Below are 18,638 nucleotides of genomic sequence, written 5' to 3' on the forward strand. Positions count from 1 at the left end.
CCGTGCGGCGCGCCGCCCGTCCGTTCACCACCCTCCCCGAACCGCAGGAGCCCCAGCCATGGCAACCGAGACCGTGGAGACCGCAGCCCCCGAGACGGCAGCCCCCGAGACGGCAACCCCCGCGGAGGAGGCGCACAGATCCGACGCGCCCGACGTCACCTTCCGGGTCCCCGAGGGGTTCTTCTCCCTGCCGCTGGAGGGCACCGAGGACGAGCGGGCCGAGGCACTCGTCCGGCTCGCCGACCAGCTGCTGCCCGGCGGCGACGTCTACCAGCGCGCCCTGACCCTCGCCCACATGGCGACCGCCGCCGAGCAGGAGAGCGCCGTCGGCACCCTCTACTCGGGCTTCGCCCTGCTGCGCACCGAGGCCGACGAGGTGGCGCTGATGACCCTCCGCGCGGCCGTCGCGCGGATGCGCAACCCCGCCCCGTCCGTCGCCGTCTCGCTGATCGCCGACGCCCTGGAGACGGAGCGCCCGGTGCGGACCGTGCAGATCGTGGACCTGCCGTGCGGGCCGGCCGTCGTCTCGATGGAACTGCTCGGCTACGAGCTGCGCCAGGACGTCGAGGTCCCGGAGGAACTGGTGGCGCCGGCCCCCGAGCGCGACCCGGAGGACGTCCCGGAGGACGGCCCGGGCGACGGCCGGTTCTGGCTGGGGGTCGCCGAGGTCCGGGTGCCGTTCCCGAGCGGCGACAAGGTGCTGGTGCTCTCCATGAGCACACCGACCCTGCCCGAGTACGGCGAGTTCGTCACCAAGCTGGCGGAGATAGCCGAGACCATCTCCTTCACCGGCCGCGACTACATCGACGACATCGAGGACGGCGTCACCCCCGCCGCGCCCCCCGCCCCGGCGGCGCCCGCCGAGAGCCCCGCCACCAGCCGCCTGCTCAACCGCATGCGCGGCCTGGGCTGACGATCCGGCGGCCGGGCGGGCCGAGGTGCGGGTGCGGGCCCGGGCGGTTCACCGGCCCGGGCGCAGGGCGGCCCGGGGGACCAGCGCGGCGGTGGCGGCCAGGGCCAGCAGCGCGAAGACCACGACGGCCGGCCAGCCGAACGTCTGGAACGGGACGCCGGCGACCGGGCCGCCCAGGCTGCTGCCCAGGTAGTAGGCGCCGAGGTAGAGCGCGGTCGCCTGGGCACGGCCCGTCGCCGCACGGCCGCTGACGGCGGCTGAGGCCGTGGAGTGGCCGGCGAAGAAGCCCGCCGTGACCAGCACCAGGCCCAGCAGGACCACCGGCAGCAGGTCGGACAGCGTGGCCAGGATGCCCACCGCGGCCAGCGCGACACCGCCGTGCAGCACACCGGCGCGGCCGAAGCGGGCGGTCAGCGCGCCGGTCCGGGCCGAGGTGACGGTGCCGGCGAGGTACACCAGGAACACCAGCCCCACCGCCGTCTCCGGGAGCGAGAACGGCGCGGCGGCCAGGCGGTAGCCGACCAGGTTGTAGACCGCGCCGAACACCGCCATCAGCAGCAGGCCGGCCGCGTAGAGCCGGCGCATCGCCGGGTCGCCGAGGTGCCCGCCGAGGGTGCGCAGCAGCGCCCGGGGACTGACCGGGCTGGGACGGAAGTTGCGGGCCCGGGGGAGCAGCAGCCGGAAGGCGACGGCGGCGAGCAGCGCGACGGCGCCGACGGCGGCCAGCGCCCAGCGCCAGCCCCAGGCGTCCGACACCGCCCCGGTGAGCAGGCGGGAGGACATTCCGCCGATGCTGTTGCCGGCCACGTACAGCCCCATGGCGCCGGCCAGCGAGCCGGGGTGCACCTCCTCGGCGAGGTAGGCCATGGCGGTGGCGGGCAGGCCGGCCAGGGCGACGCCCTGGAGGGCGCGCAGGGCGAGCAGCGTCTCCGCGTTCGGGGCGACGGCGACGAGCAGCCCCAGCACGGCGGCGGCGAACACCGACACCGTCATGACCGTGGTGCGCCCGTACCGCTCGGAGAGCGCGCTGACCGGGATGACCGCCAGGGCGAGGGCGCCGGTGGCGAAGGAGACGGTGAGGCTGGCGCGCGCCGGGCTCAGCCCGAGTCCGTCGGAGATCGCCGGCAGCAGCGCCTGCGTGGAGTACAGCAGGGCGAAGGTGGCGATCCCGGCGGCCAGCAGGGCGAAGTTGACGCGGCGGAAGGCCGGGCTGCCCGCGCGGTGGCGCGGATCGCGGCACGGGGCCTGGGCGGACGTGGTCGGCGCGGTGGCCGGCCGGGGGTGCGGGGGAGTGGTGGGGGAGGGAGCGAGCGTGGCGGTGGTCATCGTCCTCTATCCGCGGAATGCGTTCGTGCCATCGAACGTAGGAGCGCCGCGCTTGATGCGTCCAATGCATGGAAATGGCAGGATCGATGCCGAGAGGTATGTAGCGAGGTCAGGGGGGATCAATGCCGGGTCTTGACAAACCGGTGTCATCCGCGTCACAGGGCATGCCGCCGGGTTCGGAGGAGCTGCTGCTGTCGCTGGCGCCGCGCCTGGCGCAGTTCGTCGCCGTCGCCCGCCACCAGCACGTGACCCGCGCCGCGGCCGAGACCGGCGTGCCGCAGCCGACGCTCTCCCGCGCCGTGGCCCGGTTGGAGCAGGAGCTGGGCGTGGACCTGCTGGCCCGCTCCGGCCGCTCCGTCCGGCTCACCCGGGCCGGGCGGGAGCTCTTCGAGGTGGCCGAGCGGGTCCTCGGCGAGCTGGCCACCGGCGTGGAACGGGTGCGCTCCGGCGCCGACCCGACCGCCGGCCGGGTCGCCTTCGGCTTCCTGCACACCCTGGGCACGGAGGCCGTCCCCGGGCTGCTCAGCGAGTTCCGGGCGAAGCACCCGGGGATCCGGTTCCAGCTCGTGCAGGACCACGACATGGCCGTGCAGGCCCGGCTGCGCGCCGGCCAGCTCGACCTGTGCCTGACCTCACCAGTGCCGGACGCCCCCGACATCACCGCCCGGAAGCTCGGCGAACAGCGCCTGCACCTGGTGGTGCCGCCGGGCCACCGGCTGGCCGGCCGGCGCCGGATCCGGCTCGCCGAGGCCGCCGGCGACGACTTCGTGACCCTGGAGTCCGGCTACGGCCTGCGGCGGATCACCGACGAGCTGTGCGCGCGGGCCGGCTTCACCCCGCGCGTCGCCTTCGAGGGCGAGGAGGTCGCCACGCTGCGCGGACTGGTGGCGGCCGGGCTGGGCGTCGCGCTGCTGCCGTCCTCGGTGGCCCGCCGCCCGGACGTGGTCGAACTGGACGTCACCGCGCCGCGCGCGGTGCGGCAGATCGGGCTGGCCTGGCTCACCGGACACGAGGCGCCGCCACCGGTGGTGGCCTTCCGGCAGTTCGTGCTGGCCCGCCGGGCCAAGCTGCTGCGCGGGGAGGAGGGCGAGTGGCGGCCGGACACCCCGTGAGCGCCCGGCCCGCCGCCGTCGCCTGACGCGGACCCACTCCCCCTCGGCTCCCGCTGTGTCTCTACGCGCGTAGTCGAAGCGGGCGGCCCGGGCCGATACCGTGTCCGCATGCAGACGAACGCCTCCCCGAACGCCTCCGCGGACAGCGCCGCGCCCGCTGCCTCCGCCAACGCGACCGGCACCCCCGGCGCCACCGACACCATCGCCAACGCCGCGCCGCCGGTCGGCGGCCAGATCGTGCGCCCGGCCGCCCGTGCCGCCGGCGCCCCCGCCGCGCCCGAGCAGGTCCGCCGTGCCCCCAAGGTCTCCCTCCACGACCACCTGGACGGCGGCCTGCGCCCCGGCACCGTCGCCGAACTCGCCGCCGAGATCGGCTACGCCGACCGCCTGCCCACCACCGACCCCGAGGAACTCGGCCGCTGGTTCCGCGACGCCGCCGACTCCGGCTCGCTGGAGCGCTACCTGGAGGGCTTCGCCCACACCTGCGCGGTGATGCAGACCCGCGAGGGCCTGATCCGGGTCGCCGCCGAGGCGGTGGAGGACCTGGCCGCCGACGGGGTCGTCTACGGCGAGCTGCGCTACGCCCCCGAGCAGCACCTGGAGCGCGGCCTCAGCCTCACCGAGGTCATCGAGGCGGTCAACGAGGGCTGCCGGCTCGGCGAGCGCCGCGCCGCCGAGGCCGGCCGGCGCATCCGGGTCGGCGTGCTGGCCAGCGCCATGCGCCAGGCCAAGCGCTCCCGGGAGATCGCCGAACTGGCCGACGCCTACCGGGAGCGCGGCGTGGTGGGCTTCGACATCGCCGGACCGGAGAACGGCTTCCCGCCGGCGCTCCACCAGGAGGCGTTCGACTTCCTGCGCTTCAACGGCGACCACATCACCATCCACGCCGGCGAGGCGTACGGGCTGCCGTCCATCCGCGAGGCCCTGCACCGCTGCCACGCCGAGCGGATCGGCCACGGCGCCGCCATCGTCGAGGACATCACGCCGATCGGCGAGGGCGGGGCGGAGGGCTACCGGCTCGGCCGGGTGGCCTCCTGGGTGCGCGACAGCCGCACCTGCCTGGAGCTGTGCCCCACCTCCAACCTGCAGACGGGCGTCTGCTCCAGCTACGCGGAGCACCCGCTGGGGCTGCTGGCCTCGCTGGGGTTCCGGGTGACGGTCAACACCGACAACCGGCTGATGAGCGGCACCTCGCTGAGCGAGGAGTTCATCCACATGGTGGCGGCCTTCGGCTGGTCGCTGGCCGACATCGAGCGGATGACGGTGGACGCCGCGGAGAGCGCCTTCCTGCCGCTCGACGAGCGCCGCGAGCTGATCGAGGAGGTCATCCGCCCGGGCTTCGCCGCCCTGGCCGACTGACCCACGCCCCGGCGGCCCCGGGGCCTGGGCCTCGGGCCTCGGCTCTCGGGCCCTGGCCGTGGCCCCGGGCCCGACCCGCCGCCCCGACCCCTGGGCCCGGGGCCGGCCCTCGGGCCTGGCTGACTGACCAGCGCCCCGGTGGCCCCGGGGCTTGGACCTCGGGCCTCGGCTCTCGGGCCCTGGCCGTGGCCCCGGGCCCGACCCGCCGCCCCGACCCCTGGGCCCGGGGCCGGCCCTCGCGCCTGGCTGACTGGCCCGGCCCCCGGGCCTGGCCGACTGGCTCGCAGCTCAGGCGGCTTCGGGGCTTGGGCCTCGGCTCTCGCCGAGGCCCCGGGCACTCGGGCCCTGGCCCTGGAGCCGCCGGGCCCTGGCCCTGGCAGCCGGGCCCGGGCGCCCCGCCGCCCCGGCTCGCTGGGCGCCGGGCTCCCGCCCCCGAGCCTCTGCTCCCAGCTCTCGGCCCCGGCCCTTGGGTCCTGGCCCTCGGCCCTGGCCCCAGTTCTCGCCCCCCGGCTGTCGCCGCCCGGCCCTCGGCCCTCGGCCGCAGTTCTCGCCGCCCGGCCCCGGCCACGCCCGCCCCGCTCCTGCTCCCACCCCGCCCCGCTCCTGCCCCCACCCCGCCCCGCCCGCCCCGGCCAGCGGCGGGGGCGGGCGGGGCGGCTTGGAAGTTATCCACAGGCTGCAAGAGAGGGCTTCCGTGTCTCTGACGCTGTCTGGGATCCTGGAAGTAAGGGGGCCCCACCCAGAGGTCAACCCGCTCCTCAGCGTGCCCGGCCTCGGCCTTCGCCCTTTCCCTGGCCCAACAGCACTTTCCCTGACCCATTCGGCCTTTCCCGGCCCAGCGGTGCAGCTTTCCTGGCCAGCGGTGCAGCTTTCCTGGCCAGTGGTGCAGCTCTGCCTGAGCCTGGCGCAGTCGTGCTGCGCGATCCAGGCCCGCCCAAGTGACAAGGCTCTGACCGGTTGGCATATCCGACCGCGGAAGTTATCCACAGGCTGGAGAAGGGGACTTCCGTGTCTCTGACGCTGTCTGGGATCCTGGAAGTAAGGGGGTCCCCACCCAGAGGTCAACCCGGTCTTCGGTGTGCCCGGGCCATCTCTTCAGCCTGCCAGGGGCCGTCTCTTCAGCTCGCCAGGGGCCGTCTTTTCGGCGTGCCCCGGGCTTCCTCTTCGGTGTGTGCCCCGGGCCTCCTCTTCGGTGTCCCCGGGCTCCCTGTCAGGCCCGCCTGGGTCACCTCTCCGGCCCGCCCGGGTCACCTCTCCGGCCCGCCCGGGTGATCTCTTCGGCGCGCTGCCCGCCCTCCTCTCGCAGATGCTCCGGTGCCGCCCGTTCCTCGGTTCCCCGGGTTCCGCTCCCTCGCCTCCTCGGGGTCCGCTTCCTCGGCGCGCGGGTGACGCTCCGGCACGGACGGGTGGTGGACCGGGGTTGACCGGTGTCGCGCCTTCGAGTGAATCCCAGGGCCCGGGCCGCCCGCCACGGACGGCCGGGCCGCCCCCTCGATCGGGGTCCCGTCCGTCCCGGCCACCTTCCCGGCGCCTGCCCCGCCGAGGCGTCAAAGTCGCTGCTCCCGGGGGGAACGACCGGTCGCGGTGGGCGCCCGCAGCCCATGCCGGCCCGGCGCGCGGGCGGGGGGAGCGCGTCCCGCGCGCGCCTCGCGGGCGGCCACGCCGGCCCTCGGGGGAGCTTTGCGGGCCGCTGCTCGGCCTCGCTACGTTTCGCGGCATTCCAGTGGCGCGCCGTGACCTGATCGGTGCGTCGCGTCCGGAACACCCGATGGAACGCGAGGACACCCCCATGAAGAGCACGAAGATCAAGGCCGCCGGTGTCGTGGCGCTCGGCGCGGCGATCGCCGCCACGGCGGCGGGAGCGGCCCACGCCGCGCCGGGCCTCCAGCTGCCGCAGGTCGCCGAGGGCAACAGCGGCGACGTGAACGGCATGCCGGTGGAGCAGCTCAACCTGAGCCGCGTGCTGCCGGGCACCGAGGCTGCCACCAACACGACCTCCACCACCCTCGGCGAGACCACCGCCCTGCTGCCGGCCACCCTGGACGCCGCCACCCCGATGCGGCACTACGACCCGAACTCCCCGGCCAGCGCCCCGGAGCAGGCTCAGCAGATCGCGGACATGACCAGCGCCGCGATCGCCGAGAACCAGCAGCGTTCCGTGCCGGGCGACGCCCCGGCGGCCCCGTCCGCGCCGAGCGGTTCCGCCTCCTCCGTGGTGCCGAACCTGTCCGCGGTGCCTGGCGCCAACGCGGTCGGCCCGGCCACCGGCGCGGTGACCGGCGCCGTTCCCGGCGCCGGCGACCTGACCGGTGCGGCCGGCGCGGTGACCTCGGCCGGCGCCCAGGAGCGGGTCCTGCCGGGCCTGCCGGGTGCCGACCTGCTGGGCGGCATGCTCGGTGGGGCGTCGGCGAGCGGCCAGGCCGAGCAGGGCGGCCAGAGCAGCGCCGTCCCCGGCCTCGGCGGGCTGTCCGGCCTGTCCGGCCTGACGGGCGGCCTGGGGCTCTGACCTGACCTGCCGGGCCCGACGACGGCCGCCGCGTGCCTCGCGGCGCGGCACCGTCCGTCGGGTGGCGTGCGGCGGGCCATGCCCGCCAGGGCTCCTGGTGCTGCCGGAGGACGCCCGAGCACACCGGGACCGCACGCGCCACGCGTCAGCGCCCCCACGCGCCAGGCCCGCGACGCCGCGTCGGGATTCGACGCCCGCGCCAGGCCTCGACGCGGGTCGGCGCCCCGACGCGTCCACGTCCCAACACGCGCCGCGGGGCGCCGGGCACCCATCGAGGGTGGCCCGGCGCCCCGCGGCCTCGTGTTTCGCTCTTCAGCTCTTCCGCTCCCCGCCCCGTACCGGGGCCCGGCGCCGGACGGGCCGGGCGCCGCCTCCGTCACCGCTGCGGCATCAGCAGCCACAGCGCCAGGTAGAGCAGGACCTGCGGCCCGGGCAGCAGGCACGAGGCCACGAAGATCACCCGCATCGTGGTGCGGCTGATCCCGAACCGGTCGGCGAGCCCCGCGCAGACGCCCGCGATGACCCGGCCCTGGCGGGGCCGGCTGAGCCCGGTGTAACTGCTGAACGTGCTGGACATCGACATCGTCGTCACTCCCCATGTGTGTCCCGAAGACGTCTTCCACGCTAGGCGCGCCCATGCACACGAGCGTCGGCCCTCGGGTTGACCGGGCCCGGGAAGTGGCGTCGGGGCCGGATCGGGGAGTATTTCGGGGGCCGGCGGGGCGGTCGCCGACGCACCCCGGTGTCCCCCTAGGGGGCGGCTCGGCGGACCGCCGCCCCGGGGTGGAGGGACGCGGCGGCCGGGAGTCGACGGCCAGGGAGTCCGCGGCCGGGGAGCCGGCGGCCGGGCAGTCCGCGGCGGGGTGCGGCCTCAGCGCGCCAGTCGGCGCAGCAGCGGGGTGGCGGCCAGGTAGCCGAGCAGCGCCGCGAGCAGCGCCAGCACGATGTCGTCGACGTTGAACGTCCGCCCGGTCACCTGGCTCTGCGCCAGCTCCAGGCAGACCGACGCCACCAGCGACCAGCCGAGCACCCGCACCGCGCCCGCCGACCAGCGGGCGCCCGGGCGCACCCCGCGCACCAGCGGCTGCAGTGCGCCCAGGGGGGCGAACCAGAGCCATTCCGATCCCCAGCGGAACACGGTCCGCCAGGAGTCACCCACCGGCAGCAGGGTCGCCAGCGGCTCGAAGTTGGCGTCCGGCACCCAGGGCACGGTCAGCGGCCGCAGGTGCGCGACGAACAGCACCACCAGGTCGGCCACCAGGAGCAGCACGGCCCAGCGGCGCAGGCGCGCGCCGTGGGAACGCCCGGGCCCCGGCGGAGGGACGGGAGCACCATCCGGCCGCTCGGTGGGGCCGTACGGGGAGGCTGTGGGGACGTCGCGGGTCGCGACGTCCCCGGAAGCCGCCGGGACATGTGGCTGCACGGCATCGAGGACGCGCACCCCGGGCGGTTGGTTCCCGGATCCGTGCGAATCCCCCCGGACGGGGGACGGCTCAGCGCCGGACGATCCCCCCAGTCGTCACTGGTTGTACTGGTCCCAGAGCTCTTCGAGTTCGCCGAGCTCGTCGATCTCGGCGATGTCCTCCAGGGGCAGCACCTCGCCGGTGCTCGCGTCGTCCGGCTGCGCGGTCGCCTCGCCCGGTTGCTCGCCAGGCTGCTCGGTCGGCGCCGTCACGCTGGGCTCGGGGCGCGGCTCGGCCTTGCCCGGAGGGGTCGGGGTGACGACGGGCCGTTCCGCGCTCGGGTCGCTCCAGGCCGCGTTGATCCGCTCGGCGCACCGGTACGGCTGCACGGGCGTCGTCCCCGGGCCGCCGAGCAGCACCGGGTCCATCGGCGCCTCGTACTCCAGGGTGCAGACGAGCTGCGCCAGCGCGCCGGCGGTCAGCGTGTTGGGGTCGCGGTCCAGCCGCAGGCTGCCGGGGGCGTCGTCCGGGCGGACGTCCAGCACGGTCAGCCCCTCCGGCACGTCGGACCGGTAGCCGAGGGCGGTCTCCTGCGTGGTGGTGCCGGAGGCGAGCGCCTTCACCAGGGCGATGGTGCGGCCGCGCAGGTCGGAGGGGTCCTCCGGGGCCTCGATGTCGCGGTTCACCGAGTCCACCCGGTCGTCGCAGATCAGGAACACCGAGTCGACCACGGGAGCCTGCGCGTCGGCCTCGGCCTGCGCGTCGGCCTCGGCCTGGGCCTCCGTGCCGGCCCGGGCCTGCGCCCCGACGCCCGCCGCGGCCTCCGCCTCCCCGACGGTGGACGAGGGCGAGGGGGTCGGGGTGGCCCGGGTTCCCGCCTCGGCCTCGGCCGAGGAGCCGCAGGCGTCCCCGGTCGCGGGGTGCCCGGCGTCCACCGGCACCGGAGTCGACCGGATGCCGCAGCCGGCCAGCAGCAGCGCGGCGCCGATGCCGCAGGCGGTGCGCAGCACCGTCCGGCCGGGGCCGGCGGGTCTCGCGCGTCCGGCGGCCCCGCCACCCGCGGCGGCCCCGCCACCCGCGAGGGCTCTGTCACCCGCGACCGGCTCGTCAGCCATGTTCGTTCCCCCGCTCCTCGCCGCCGTCCTCGTCCTCCGCCGGGTCCGGGTCGGGCTGCCGGGACAGCGGCATCCGGAGCGTGAAGACCGCGCCGCGGCCCCCGGGGGCGTTGCCGGCGGTGATCGTGCCGCCGTGGATGCGCGCGTTCTCCGCGGCGATGGACAGGCCCAGCCCGCTGCCCTCCGAGCGCTTCCGCGAGGAGTCCGCCTTGAAGAACCGGTCGAAGACGTGCGGCAGCACCTCCGGCGGGATGCCCGGGCCGCCGTCCTCCACCTCCACCACCAAGGTGGCCTCCCGGCGGTCGGCCGGACGCGGATCCGGCTCGGTGCGCAGCCGCACCCGCACCGGCGGGCCGCCGTGCTTGAGCGCGTTGCCGATCAGATTGGCCATCACCACGTCGAAGCGGTGCGGGTCCAGGTGGGCGATGACGCCGCGCGGCGTGTCCAGCTCCACCGAGTCCAGCCACGCCCGGGCCTCCAGGCAGGCGGTGATCAGGTCGGCGACGTCGAAGTCGTCGAGCTGGATGCGGGCGGTGCCGGCGTCGATCCGGGTGACCTCCATCAGGTTGTCCACCAGCTCGTTCAGCCGCCGGGTCTCGGTCACGACCAGCTTCACGGCCGGGGCCACCATCGGGTCGAGGTTGTCCACCTCCTCGTCCAGCACCTCGGTCACCGCCACCATCGCGGTCAGCGGGGTGCGCAGCTCGTGCGACATGTCCCCGACGAACCGCCGGCTCTGCGCCTCCATGGCGCGCAGTTCCTCGATGCGCGCCTCCACCGCCGCCGCGGCGTCGTTGAAGGTGCGGGAGAGCTCCGCGAGCTCCGCGGGACCGGTCGTCGCCAGACGGGTGTCCAGCCGGCCCTCGCCGAGCTGGCGGGCGGCGTTGGCCAACCGGCGCACCGGCCGCAGCACCATCCCGGCGGCGGCCTGGGCCAGCAGCGCGGCCGCTATCAGCGCCAGCAGCGAGGCGACCGCCAGGGACCAGGCGAGCGACTCCAGGTCGCGCCGCTCCGGCTCCAGCGAGGTGATCATGTACCCGGTGGGGCCGTCCGGCAGGGTGCGGGTGCCGGCCACCAGGTAGGGGCGGCCGGAGCGCTCGACGCGCTGCCAGTACAGGTGGTACTCCCAGTCGTTCTCCGCGGTGCGCGGGCGCGGGTCGTTGACGGCGGAGATCAGGCTCTCCGGCAGCGACTCGTAGGTGAACCAGTCGGGGGCGGAGGAGCCCACGCACTGGCTGCCGTCGGCGAGGTCGTCGACCAACAGCACCTGGTACGAACCGGCCGTGTTCTCCGTCATGGTCTGGGCCATGGTGGACAGCCGGGAGCAGTCGACGGACTCCTCCGGGAGGTAGTCGGCGGTCCGCCCGAGGTTGGCCCGGAAGTCGTTGACCACGGAGTCCTGGGCCCGCTTCAGCACGGCGTTGCGGTTCAGCCAGTAGGCGATGCCGGACGCCGAGACGGCGCTGACCAGCGCCACCAGGGCGATCAGCGCGATCAGCCGGACCCGCAGGCTGGACACCCGCACGGCCCGCCACAGCGCCCGCGGGCCGAAGCGGCCGCGTCGGCGCGGGCGCCCGCCGGGGGAGCCGCCGGACGCCTCCGCCCCGCCCCCGCGCCCTCCGGGCCCGGCCTGGCCACCGTCCGCGCCGCCGCCCGTGGAGGCCGCGCCGCCCGTGGACGTGCCCGTGGAGGCCCCACCGGTGGATGCCGTGCTCACCGAGCCGGCGCCCGCCGCGGCGGGGCGCGGCACGGTGGTGGCCGCGCTGGTGGTGACGGTCGCGCGGGCGCCGGCGGTGACGGTGCCCGGCGCGGTGGTCGAGGGCGGGACGGAACCCTGCGCGCCGGACCGCCGGCCGTCCCCCTCCGCGTCGCCCCGCACGGCGGGGCCGGTGTGTGTCGTCATGCCGGCGGGTCCAGCCGGTAGCCCACACCGCGCACGGTGCGGATCAGCGTCGGCCGGGAGGGCACGTCCTCCACCTTGGCGCGCAGCCGCTGCACACAGGCGTCCACCAGCCGGGAGTCGCCCAGGTAGTCGTGCTCCCACACCAGCTGGAGCAGCTGCTGGCGGGAGAGCGCCTGGCCGCGACGGTTGCTCAGTTCCAGCAGCAGCCGCAGCTCGGTCGGGGTCAGCTGGAGCTCCCGGCCGTTCTTGGTGACCACCATCGCCGAACGGTCGATGACCACGTTGCCCAGGGTCACCATGTCCGAGGCGGGGATCGAGCGGCGCAGCACCGTGCGGATGCGGGCGTCCAGCACCCGCGGCTGGATCGGCTTGACCACGTAGTCGTCGGCGCCGGACTCCAGTCCGACCACCACGTCGATGTCGTCGCTGCGCGCCGTCAGCAGGATGATCGGCAGCGAGTCGTTGCGGCGGATCCGCCGGCACACCTCGAAGCCGTCGATGCCCGGCAGCATCACGTCCAGCACCACCAGGTCGGGACGCTGCTCGCGCAGTCGCTCCAGCCCGTCCTCACCGGTGGCGGCGGACACCACGCGGTGTCCCTGCCGGCCGAGCGCGAACTCGAGACCGGTACGGATCGCATCGTCGTCCTCGATCAGCAACAGGAAGGCCACCCCGACATTCTGGCCCACCCACCTGACGGGGCACGACCCGCGGGTGCCGGACCCGCCTCGCCCTGTGACGAGGCTGTGACAGTCGACAGACAGCGCCATGACGACGCTACGGAAGGCTATTGCCCTGTAGGAAGCCACGGCAGACCGAAGGGGGCATACCATGAGCGCACTGAAGACCTGCGACACGACGGCGGTGCGGCAGGTGCGGCACGTCCGGCAGGTACGCCCCGGCAGTACCGGGACCGTGGTGCACCTGCCGCTGACCACCGCCGGCCGGCCGGTCCGCCCCGCTCCCGCGGTGGCTCCCACCACCCAGGACGTGGCGGGCGCCCCGGCGGTTCCGGCGCCCGCCGCCGTGCCGGCCCAGCGCGCCGAGTCCCGCCCCGTCGAGGCCGGCGACAGCCAGGCCGAGCGGGACTTCACCGCCTACGTCCAGGAGCGCCGCTCCGCCCTCTACGCCACCGCCTACCACCTCACCGGTGACCGCCACGAGGCCGAGGACCTGCTGCAGAGCGCCCTGCTCAGCACCTATCGGGCCTGGGGCCGGATCGCCGACAAGGGCGCGCTGAGCGGCTACGTGCGCCGCACCATGACCAACCTGCACATCTCGGCCTGGCGCCGCCGCAAGGTGAACGAGTACCCGACCGAGGACATGCCCGAGGTCGTCGGCGACACCGACACCATGGGCGGCACCGAGCTGCGCGCCGTGCTCTGGCAGGCACTGGCCCGGCTCCCCGAGAACCAGCGCACCATGCTGGTGCTGCGCTACTACGAGGGCCGCACCGACCCGGAGATCGCCCAGATCCTCGGCATCAGCGTGGGCACCGTCAAGAGCAGCATCTGGCGCGCGCTGCGCCGGCTGCGCGACGACGAGGCCCTCTCCTACAGCGACGCGTGCTCCTTCGAGGAGCTCGTCGCCTGAGCCCTCGGGGGCACCTGGGGCAGGCCGGGCGCGGGGGGCGCCCCGGACGTGGATGTGGAAGACGCCGGGACCAGGTCCCGGTGGGGGGCAACGGGCGTCGTGGTCGCCGTACGGGGGTCGGCGGCCGCGGCGCCCGCCGTGCGCAGCCCAACGACCCGCCGGTGCGCCTCCTCCGGCCCGCACGGCCGGGCGCCCAGCCCGGTGTGCCGGGCCACGATGGCGCCCTCGGCGCGCATCAGCGTCCAGCCGCGCCGCAGCAGGAACGGCAGCGGCTTGCGCGCCTCGCGGACGTCCCGGCGCAGCCGCCGCCAGGCGGTGACCGCCGGCCGCACCCGCAGGCAGACGGCGTCGGCGAGCAGCCCCTCGGCGCGGCAGGAGTCGATCAGGTCGGCGGCGAAGATGCCCTCGGCGATGAACAGGTCCGCGCCGTCCAGGCGCAGGGTCCGCGTGCCGACGCGCCCGTTGCGGGCGATGTCGTAGACCGGCACCTCGCTGGTGCCGCGGGTGGCCAGGGCGCGGATCGCGGCCAGGGCGTCGCCGGCGTGCCAGGACTCGGGGGCGTCCCAGTCCGTGCCGGAGCCGTCGGGCAGTGACGGCAGGGTGGGGTCGTCGCCGTCCTTGTAGAAGTCGTCGAGCCGCAGCACGGGCAGGCCGCACCGCTCGGCGAGGGAGGACTTGCCGGAGCCGGAGGGCCCGGAGAGCAGCACCACGCGCGCGCCGGTGGTGGGGGCGGGGGCGGGGTGGTTCGGGCCGTCGGTGGACGGGCCCGCCTGCGCGGGGATGCCCGTGCCCACAGGCCGCCGGGGACTGGGTGGTGTGGGAGTCACGGGATACCAGTCTGACGCATGCGGGCCGCCGCGTCTTCCCCGGGTGGCCATCGGGCCGCAACCGGACGGCAACCCGCCGGTGCTAGCGGCGCTCGACGGCCGGTCCGCACGGGAGTGTGACGCACGCCCTGTCGAAGGGTGCCCTCCGGTGCGCTGGTCCGGGTGAATTCACCGTGTCCGGTTTGAACGAGGTGTCACACCGTCAGTACGGTCCGTTGTCGCGCGCTGCCGCGCACCGTGATCCCTCCGTGAAGGAAGAACCGATGCACCGCACTCTCCGTTCCGCCGCCCTGTCCACCTCGATGGGGGCGGCACTGGCCATCGGCACGGCCGGGGTCGCGGCGGCGGCACCCGGCCAGTCCAGCCCGCTCGCGCTCACGCCGCTGGCGGACCAGGCGCACGAGCTCGTCGCCGACCAGGACGTGGAGAGCGGCCTGGACGCGGCCACCACCTACGGCCTGGCGCCGCTCGGCGACCTCGCGCTGTACCCGCTGGCGCCGACCCCGGTCGACCCGCTGGAGAACAGCCTGGGCACGCAGGTGGCCGACTTCCAGCCGGTGTCCACCGAGGCCGTCACCGCCCCGGTGAGCGACGGGCTGTCGCTCGGCGAACTGCCGCTGCTCGGCGCGCTGCTCGGCGGTCCCGCCGCCTGACGCCCGTCGGCCCGACCCGGTGTCCGGGCCGGGCCGACGGGGGCGCCGCCGCGGCGTCACGCGGGTGCGACGCGCGTGACCCGACGGCCGTCTCGGGCGACGTGGCGCCGCGTCACCCGGCAGGCGCCACCCGGCAGGCGTGACGCGGCAGGTGGGGTGCTGTCGCCCGGCCGGCGGCGCCGAGCCGGCTCACACGCCGGCGGACTGCCACAGCGAGCGCAGCCGCAGCCGCTCGGCGAGCCGCTCCAGGGCCGGCTCCGCCGTCCAGTCCACGGCGGCCGTGCCGTCCGCGGCGGCGTCCGCGGTGCCGTCCGGACCGGCGCCGCGGCGCGGCGGCAGCAGCACCTCCTTGAGGCTTCCGGCCGCGGCCTCGACCAGCTCCACGCCGGCCGATCCGGCGCCGTCGGGACCACCGAGGGCGCCGGGACGGTCGAGGCCGCCGAGGCCGCTGAGGTCCAGCACCTCCACGTCGCCGTGGCCGGCCAGCGTGGGCAGCAGATCGGCCGGCCGGCCGCTCAGCACGTTCACCACGCCGCCCGGCACGTCCGAGACGGCCAGCACCTCGCCGAGCGACAGCACCGGCAGCGGGTCCCGCTCGGCGGCCACCAGCACCACCGTGTTCCCGGCCGCCAGCGCCGCCCCCAGCAACGTCACCGCGCCCAGCAGCGACCAGCCCCGGCCGGCCGACGGGGCCGCCACGGCGACCACGCCGTACGGCTCCGGCAGACCGACCGCCAGCCGCCCGCCGCCCACCGGACGCACCGTGCCCAGCACCGCGCCGAGCTTGTCCGTCCAGCCGGCGTACCAGACCAGCCGGTCCACGGTCGCCTCGACCAGCTCGCCGGCCCGTCCGACGGACAGCCCCTCCGCGGCGGCCACCAGACCGGCGAACTCGCCGGTGCGCCCCTGGAGCATCTCGGCCACCCGGTAGAGCACCTGGCCGCGGTTGTAGGCCGTCGCCCCGGACCAGCCGCCGAACGCCTTGCGGGCGGCGGAGACCGCGTCCCGGGCGTCCTTGCGGGTCGCCAGCGGGGCGTTCGCCCGAGCCGTGCCGTCGCCGTCGGTCACCTCGTACACCCGCCCACTCTCGGAGCGCGGGAAGGCGCCCCCGACGAACAGCTTGTAGGTCTTCGCCACGGCGAGACGGGGCGGCGCGGCCGTCTCGCCGCCGGCGTTCGCGGTGGTGTCAGTCGTCTCAGACATCGAGGTAGGCCTCCAGACCGTGGTGGCCGCCGGCGCGACCGGAACCCGACTGGCGGCCGACGTGGTGCGGCGCCGCCGCGTCCACCGCGTCGGCCTCGTTCACCCACACGGTGCCGGCGCGCAGCCGGCGCGCCGCCCACAGCGCCTGCGCGCCCTTCGCCGACCAGACCGCCGCCGCCCCGCCGAACGGGGTGTTGTTCGCCTTCTCCACGCCCTCCGCGGGGGTGCGGAAGGTCAGCACCGGCAGCACCGGCGCCCGCAGCTCGGTCGCGGCCACCGCGTGCGCCTGGGTCACCCCGGTGACCAGCACCGGGGCCTGCCAGAAGCCACCGGCGTACTCGCCGCCCTCGGCGCGCAGCTCGGCGAGGCGCTCCCCGTGCTCCGGCGCGGTCCACACCTCGGCGCCCTCGGCCCCGGCGGTGGCGACCAGCTCGGCCACCCGCGCGGCCTGCGCGGCGGAGTGCAGCGGGCCGAGGTCCGCGTTGCGGTCCAGCGGCGCGCCGAGGCGCAGCCGGGCGATCCGCGCCCGCAGCCGCTCCACCACCTCGTCCAGGACCGGCTCCTGGACCAGCAGCCGGCCGATCGCGCCGCGCGGCCGGCCCCGTCCGGTGAAGGCCGCGCCGACGACCGCCTCGACCGCCTCGTCCAGCGGGGCGTCGTCGAACAGCAGGTGCGGCGCCTGGTCGCCGAGGTCCAGCACGGTGCGCGCGCCGGTGCGCGCGGCCAGGGCGGCGACCGTGCGGCCGACGGCCGTGGAACCGGTGAAGGAGACCACGTCCACCCCGGCGTGGCCGGCGAGGTCGGGGCCGACCCCCTCGGGGGCGCCGTCGGTGAGCACGTTCAGCACGCCGTCCGGCAGCCCGGCCCGGCGGGCGATCTCGGCCAGCCGCAGCACGCTCAGCGGGGTCGTCGCCGCCGGCTTGGCCACCACCGTGTTGCCGGCGGCCAGCGCCGGACCGGCGGTGCGGGCGAAGGTGAGCAGCGGAGCGTCCCACGGCAGCAGCAGTGCGGCGACGCCGCGCGCGGCCGGCTCCGCGACCCGGGCCCCGGGCACGGCGTGCCGCAGCTTGTCGGCCCAGCCGGCGTAGTGGAACAGCAGCTGGGCCGCGCCGGCCACGTCGTTCGCCTTGACGTCGGCCGCCGGCCGGCCGGTGTTCGCCGCCTCCAGCAGGGTCAGCTCACGCGCGTGCTCCTGCACCAGGCGGGCCAGCCGGAACAGGTGCTTGGCGCGCTCCGCGCCGGCCAGCCCGGCCCAGCCGGGCTGGGCCGCGCGGGCGGCGGCCACGGCGGCGTCGACCTGCGCCGCCGTGGCCGCCGCGACCTCGGTGAGCGGGGCGCCGGTGGCCGGGTCCAGGACGGGGCGCGAGCCGGCGCCGCCGTCCACCCACCGGCCGCCGATCAGCAGCCGGTGCCGGTCGGCGAGGCGGGCGTCGGCGAGGGAGTCCAGCGCCGGGCGGGGGGCGAAGGGGGAGGCGGGTGCCACCGGGGTGGCGGGGGTGTTGTCGGGCACGGGTCAGTCCACCGTCACGTCGTCGGAGCCGGCGTACCGGCCGGTGGTCAGCTTCTGGCGCTGCATCAGCAGGTCGCCCAGCAGGCTGGAGGCGCCGAACCGGAACAGCTCGGGGGTCAGCCAGGCGTCGCCCAGGGCGGTGTGCACCAGCAGCAGGTAGCGCAGCGCGTCCTTGGTGGTGCGGATCCCCCCGGCCGGCTTGACCCCGACCCGGATGCCGGTGGCCGCTTCGAAGTCGCGTACCGCCTCCAGCATCAGCAGGGTGACCGGTGGGGTGGCGTTGACCCCGACCTTGCCGGTGGACGTCTTGATGAAGTCGGCACCGGCCAGCATCGCCAGCCAGGAGGCGCGCCGCACGTTGTCGTAGGTGGCGAGCTCGCCGGTCTCCAGGATCACCTTCAGGTGGGCGTCGCCGCAGGCCCGCTTCACCTCGACGATGTCCTGGAAGACCTTCAGGTAGCGCCCGGACAGGAAGGCGCCGCGGTCGATCACCATGTCGATCTCGTCGGCGCCCGCCTCGACCGCCTCCCGGGTGTCCGCCAGCCGGACCGCCAGGCTCGCCCGTCCGCTGGGGAAGGCGGTGGCCACCGAGGCGACGTGCACGCCGCTGCCGGCGACCGCCTCACGGGCGGTGGCGACCATGTCCGGGTACACGCACACGGCGGCCACCTGGGGCGCGGACCGGTCGGTGGGGTCGGGCAGGCGCGCCTTGGTGGCCAGCGCCCGCACCTTGGCGGGGGTGTCGGCGCCCTCCAGCGTGGTCAGGTCGATCAGGCGGATGGCCAGGTCGATCGCCGCCGCCTTGGCCGGCCCCTTCACGGCGCGGGCCGAGCCCAGCGCGGCCGTGCGGGCCACCAGGCCGGCGGGATCGACGGCGGGAAGGCCGTGCAGGAAGCGGCGCAGCGAGCCGTCGGAGGCCGTGACGTCGGCGAGTCCTGCCGCGTGCGCGGGGGTGGGGGCGGCGTCGGCCGCCGGGTCGGGCATGCTCACCGTTCGAGCATATCTATGCGCGTAGCATCCGGAAACTCCCACTCCGCCGCCCGCCCCTGCTACCCCCCGCGCCGGCGGTCACTCCATCGGGCTGGGGCACTCCCTGGGCCCGTGGGCGCTGCCCCCTTGGGGGTGCTGCTCCGCCCTTTGGGGGCGCTGCCCCCTTCTTGGGAGCGCCGCTCCATCCGGGCGGGCACCCTCTCCCTCCCCGTGGAGCGCCCTCAT

General features: G+C 76.2%; 16 protein-coding genes. 6 read left to right on the forward strand and 10 right to left on the reverse strand.

What is annotated here, in order from left to right; genetic code table 11:
- Positions 1–58: 58 nt before the first annotated feature.
- A complete protein-coding gene (locus FHU37_RS24935; RefSeq protein WP_179816909.1) occupies positions 59–913 on the forward strand; it encodes a hypothetical protein in 855 nt (284 codons plus the stop codon).
- A 48-nt stretch (positions 914–961) separates the two neighbouring features.
- On the opposite strand, the gene FHU37_RS24940 is transcribed toward FHU37_RS24935, so the two are convergent.
- Positions 962–2,239, reverse strand: coding sequence for an MFS transporter (locus FHU37_RS24940; RefSeq protein ID WP_179816910.1), 1,278 nt, complete (start codon positions 2,237–2,239; stop codon positions 962–964).
- 164 nt (positions 2,240–2,403) lie between these two features.
- On the opposite strand from FHU37_RS24940, the gene FHU37_RS24945 reads away from it, so the two are divergent.
- The 3 genes from FHU37_RS24945 (at position 2,404) to FHU37_RS24955 (ending at position 7,216) form a co-directional block, all read left to right on the forward strand.
- A complete protein-coding gene (locus tag FHU37_RS24945) occupies positions 2,404–3,351 on the forward strand; it encodes a LysR family transcriptional regulator (protein ID WP_246451280.1) in 948 nt (315 codons plus the stop codon).
- Positions 3,352–3,459: 108 nt separating this feature from the next.
- Positions 3,460–4,710, forward strand: a complete 1,251-nt coding sequence (locus FHU37_RS24950) for an adenosine deaminase (RefSeq protein ID WP_179816912.1) — start codon at positions 3,460–3,462, stop codon at positions 4,708–4,710.
- A gap of 1,789 nt (positions 4,711–6,499) precedes the next feature.
- A complete protein-coding gene (locus tag FHU37_RS24955) occupies positions 6,500–7,216 on the forward strand; it encodes a hypothetical protein (RefSeq protein WP_179816913.1) in 717 nt (238 codons plus the stop codon).
- 376 nt (positions 7,217–7,592) lie between these two features.
- Here FHU37_RS24955 and FHU37_RS24960 read toward each other — a convergent pair whose 3' ends face one another.
- The 5 genes from FHU37_RS24960 to FHU37_RS24980 form a co-directional block, all read right to left on the reverse strand.
- On the reverse strand, positions 7,593–7,793 hold the full coding sequence (locus FHU37_RS24960; protein WP_179817363.1) for a PspC domain-containing protein: 201 nt from the start codon (positions 7,791–7,793) through the stop codon (positions 7,593–7,595).
- 294 nt (positions 7,794–8,087) lie between these two features.
- The gene (locus tag FHU37_RS29445; RefSeq protein WP_179816914.1) at positions 8,088–8,639 is read right to left on the reverse strand and encodes a VanZ family protein; all 552 of its coding nucleotides are present in this window, start codon (positions 8,637–8,639) and stop codon (positions 8,088–8,090) included.
- Positions 8,640–8,735: 96 nt separating this feature from the next.
- Positions 8,736–9,734, reverse strand: coding sequence for a hypothetical protein (locus FHU37_RS24970; protein ID WP_179816915.1), 999 nt, complete (start codon positions 9,732–9,734; stop codon positions 8,736–8,738).
- The gene (locus FHU37_RS24975) at positions 9,727–11,637 is read right to left on the reverse strand and encodes a sensor histidine kinase (protein ID WP_246451282.1); all 1,911 of its coding nucleotides are present in this window, start codon (positions 11,635–11,637) and stop codon (positions 9,727–9,729) included. Before FHU37_RS24975 ends, FHU37_RS24970 begins: the two co-directional genes overlap by 8 nt.
- Entirely contained in the window at positions 11,634–12,326 is a 693-nt protein-coding gene (locus FHU37_RS24980) for a response regulator (protein ID WP_312892845.1), read from the reverse strand. Before FHU37_RS24980 ends, FHU37_RS24975 begins: the two co-directional genes overlap by 4 nt.
- Positions 12,327–12,468: 142 nt before the next feature.
- Between FHU37_RS24980 and FHU37_RS24985 the strand changes: the two genes are divergently transcribed.
- Complete coding sequence (locus FHU37_RS24985) at positions 12,469–13,230, forward strand: SigE family RNA polymerase sigma factor (RefSeq protein ID WP_246451284.1); 762 nt, start codon at positions 12,469–12,471, stop codon at positions 13,228–13,230.
- Here FHU37_RS24985 and FHU37_RS24990 read toward each other — a convergent pair.
- The gene (locus FHU37_RS24990) at positions 13,191–14,024 is read right to left on the reverse strand and encodes an ATP-binding protein (protein WP_312892846.1); all 834 of its coding nucleotides are present in this window, start codon (positions 14,022–14,024) and stop codon (positions 13,191–13,193) included. The genes FHU37_RS24985 and FHU37_RS24990 overlap by 40 nt on opposite strands.
- A 296-nt stretch (positions 14,025–14,320) precedes the next feature.
- On the opposite strand from FHU37_RS24990, the gene FHU37_RS24995 reads away from it, so the two are divergent.
- Complete coding sequence (locus tag FHU37_RS24995) at positions 14,321–14,710, forward strand: hypothetical protein (protein WP_179816917.1); 390 nt, start codon at positions 14,321–14,323, stop codon at positions 14,708–14,710.
- A 189-nt stretch (positions 14,711–14,899) separates the two neighbouring features.
- Here the strand turns inward: FHU37_RS24995 and FHU37_RS25000 are convergent, their stop codons facing one another.
- From FHU37_RS25000 to deoC, 3 genes are read right to left on the reverse strand one after another with little or no spacing between them, the layout of a single operon-like run.
- Positions 14,900–15,913 carry an aldehyde dehydrogenase family protein gene (locus FHU37_RS25000; RefSeq protein ID WP_179816918.1) on the reverse strand — a complete coding sequence of 338 codons (1,014 nt, stop codon included), beginning with the start codon at positions 15,911–15,913 and terminating at the stop codon, positions 14,900–14,902.
- Positions 15,906–17,423 carry an aldehyde dehydrogenase family protein gene (locus tag FHU37_RS25005; RefSeq protein WP_179816919.1) on the reverse strand — a complete coding sequence of 506 codons (1,518 nt, stop codon included), beginning with the start codon at positions 17,421–17,423 and terminating at the stop codon, positions 15,906–15,908. Before FHU37_RS25005 ends, FHU37_RS25000 begins: the two co-directional genes overlap by 8 nt.
- 3 nt (positions 17,424–17,426) lie before the next feature.
- Positions 17,427–18,407, reverse strand: a complete 981-nt coding sequence (gene deoC / locus FHU37_RS25010) for a deoxyribose-phosphate aldolase (protein ID WP_179817366.1) — start codon at positions 18,405–18,407, stop codon at positions 17,427–17,429.
- Positions 18,408–18,638: the final 231 nt, after the last annotated feature.

This window comes from Allostreptomyces psammosilenae (assembly GCF_013407765.1).
Taxonomy (GTDB): domain Bacteria; phylum Actinomycetota; class Actinomycetes; order Streptomycetales; family Streptomycetaceae; genus Allostreptomyces; species Allostreptomyces psammosilenae.

Excerpts from the sequence above, each read along its gene's own strand:
- FHU37_RS24945 (WP_246451280.1), top strand. The coding sequence starts at position 2,404 with ATGCCGCCGGGTTCGGAGGAGCTGCTGCTGTCGCTGGCGCCGCGCCTG.
- deoC (WP_179817366.1), bottom strand. The coding sequence starts at position 18,407 with ATGCCCGACCCGGCGGCCGACGCCGCCCCCACCCCCGCGCACGCGGCA.
- FHU37_RS24960 (WP_179817363.1), bottom strand. The coding sequence starts at position 7,793 with ATGTCCAGCACGTTCAGCAGTTACACCGGGCTCAGCCGGCCCCGCCAG.
- FHU37_RS24940 (WP_179816910.1), bottom strand. The coding sequence starts at position 2,239 with ATGACCACCGCCACGCTCGCTCCCTCCCCCACCACTCCCCCGCACCCC.
- FHU37_RS24995 (WP_179816917.1), top strand. The coding sequence starts at position 14,321 with ATGCACCGCACTCTCCGTTCCGCCGCCCTGTCCACCTCGATGGGGGCG.
- FHU37_RS25000 (WP_179816918.1), bottom strand. The coding sequence starts at position 15,913 with ATGTCTGAGACGACTGACACCACCGCGAACGCCGGCGGCGAGACGGCC.
- FHU37_RS24955 (WP_179816913.1), top strand. The coding sequence starts at position 6,500 with ATGAAGAGCACGAAGATCAAGGCCGCCGGTGTCGTGGCGCTCGGCGCG.
- FHU37_RS24985 (WP_246451284.1), top strand. The coding sequence starts at position 12,469 with ATGAGCGCACTGAAGACCTGCGACACGACGGCGGTGCGGCAGGTGCGG.
- FHU37_RS24935 (WP_179816909.1), top strand. The coding sequence starts at position 59 with ATGGCAACCGAGACCGTGGAGACCGCAGCCCCCGAGACGGCAGCCCCC.
- FHU37_RS24975 (WP_246451282.1), bottom strand. The coding sequence starts at position 11,637 with ATGACGACACACACCGGCCCCGCCGTGCGGGGCGACGCGGAGGGGGAC.
- FHU37_RS24950 (WP_179816912.1), top strand. The coding sequence starts at position 3,460 with ATGCAGACGAACGCCTCCCCGAACGCCTCCGCGGACAGCGCCGCGCCC.
- FHU37_RS24970 (WP_179816915.1), bottom strand. The coding sequence starts at position 9,734 with ATGGCTGACGAGCCGGTCGCGGGTGACAGAGCCCTCGCGGGTGGCGGG.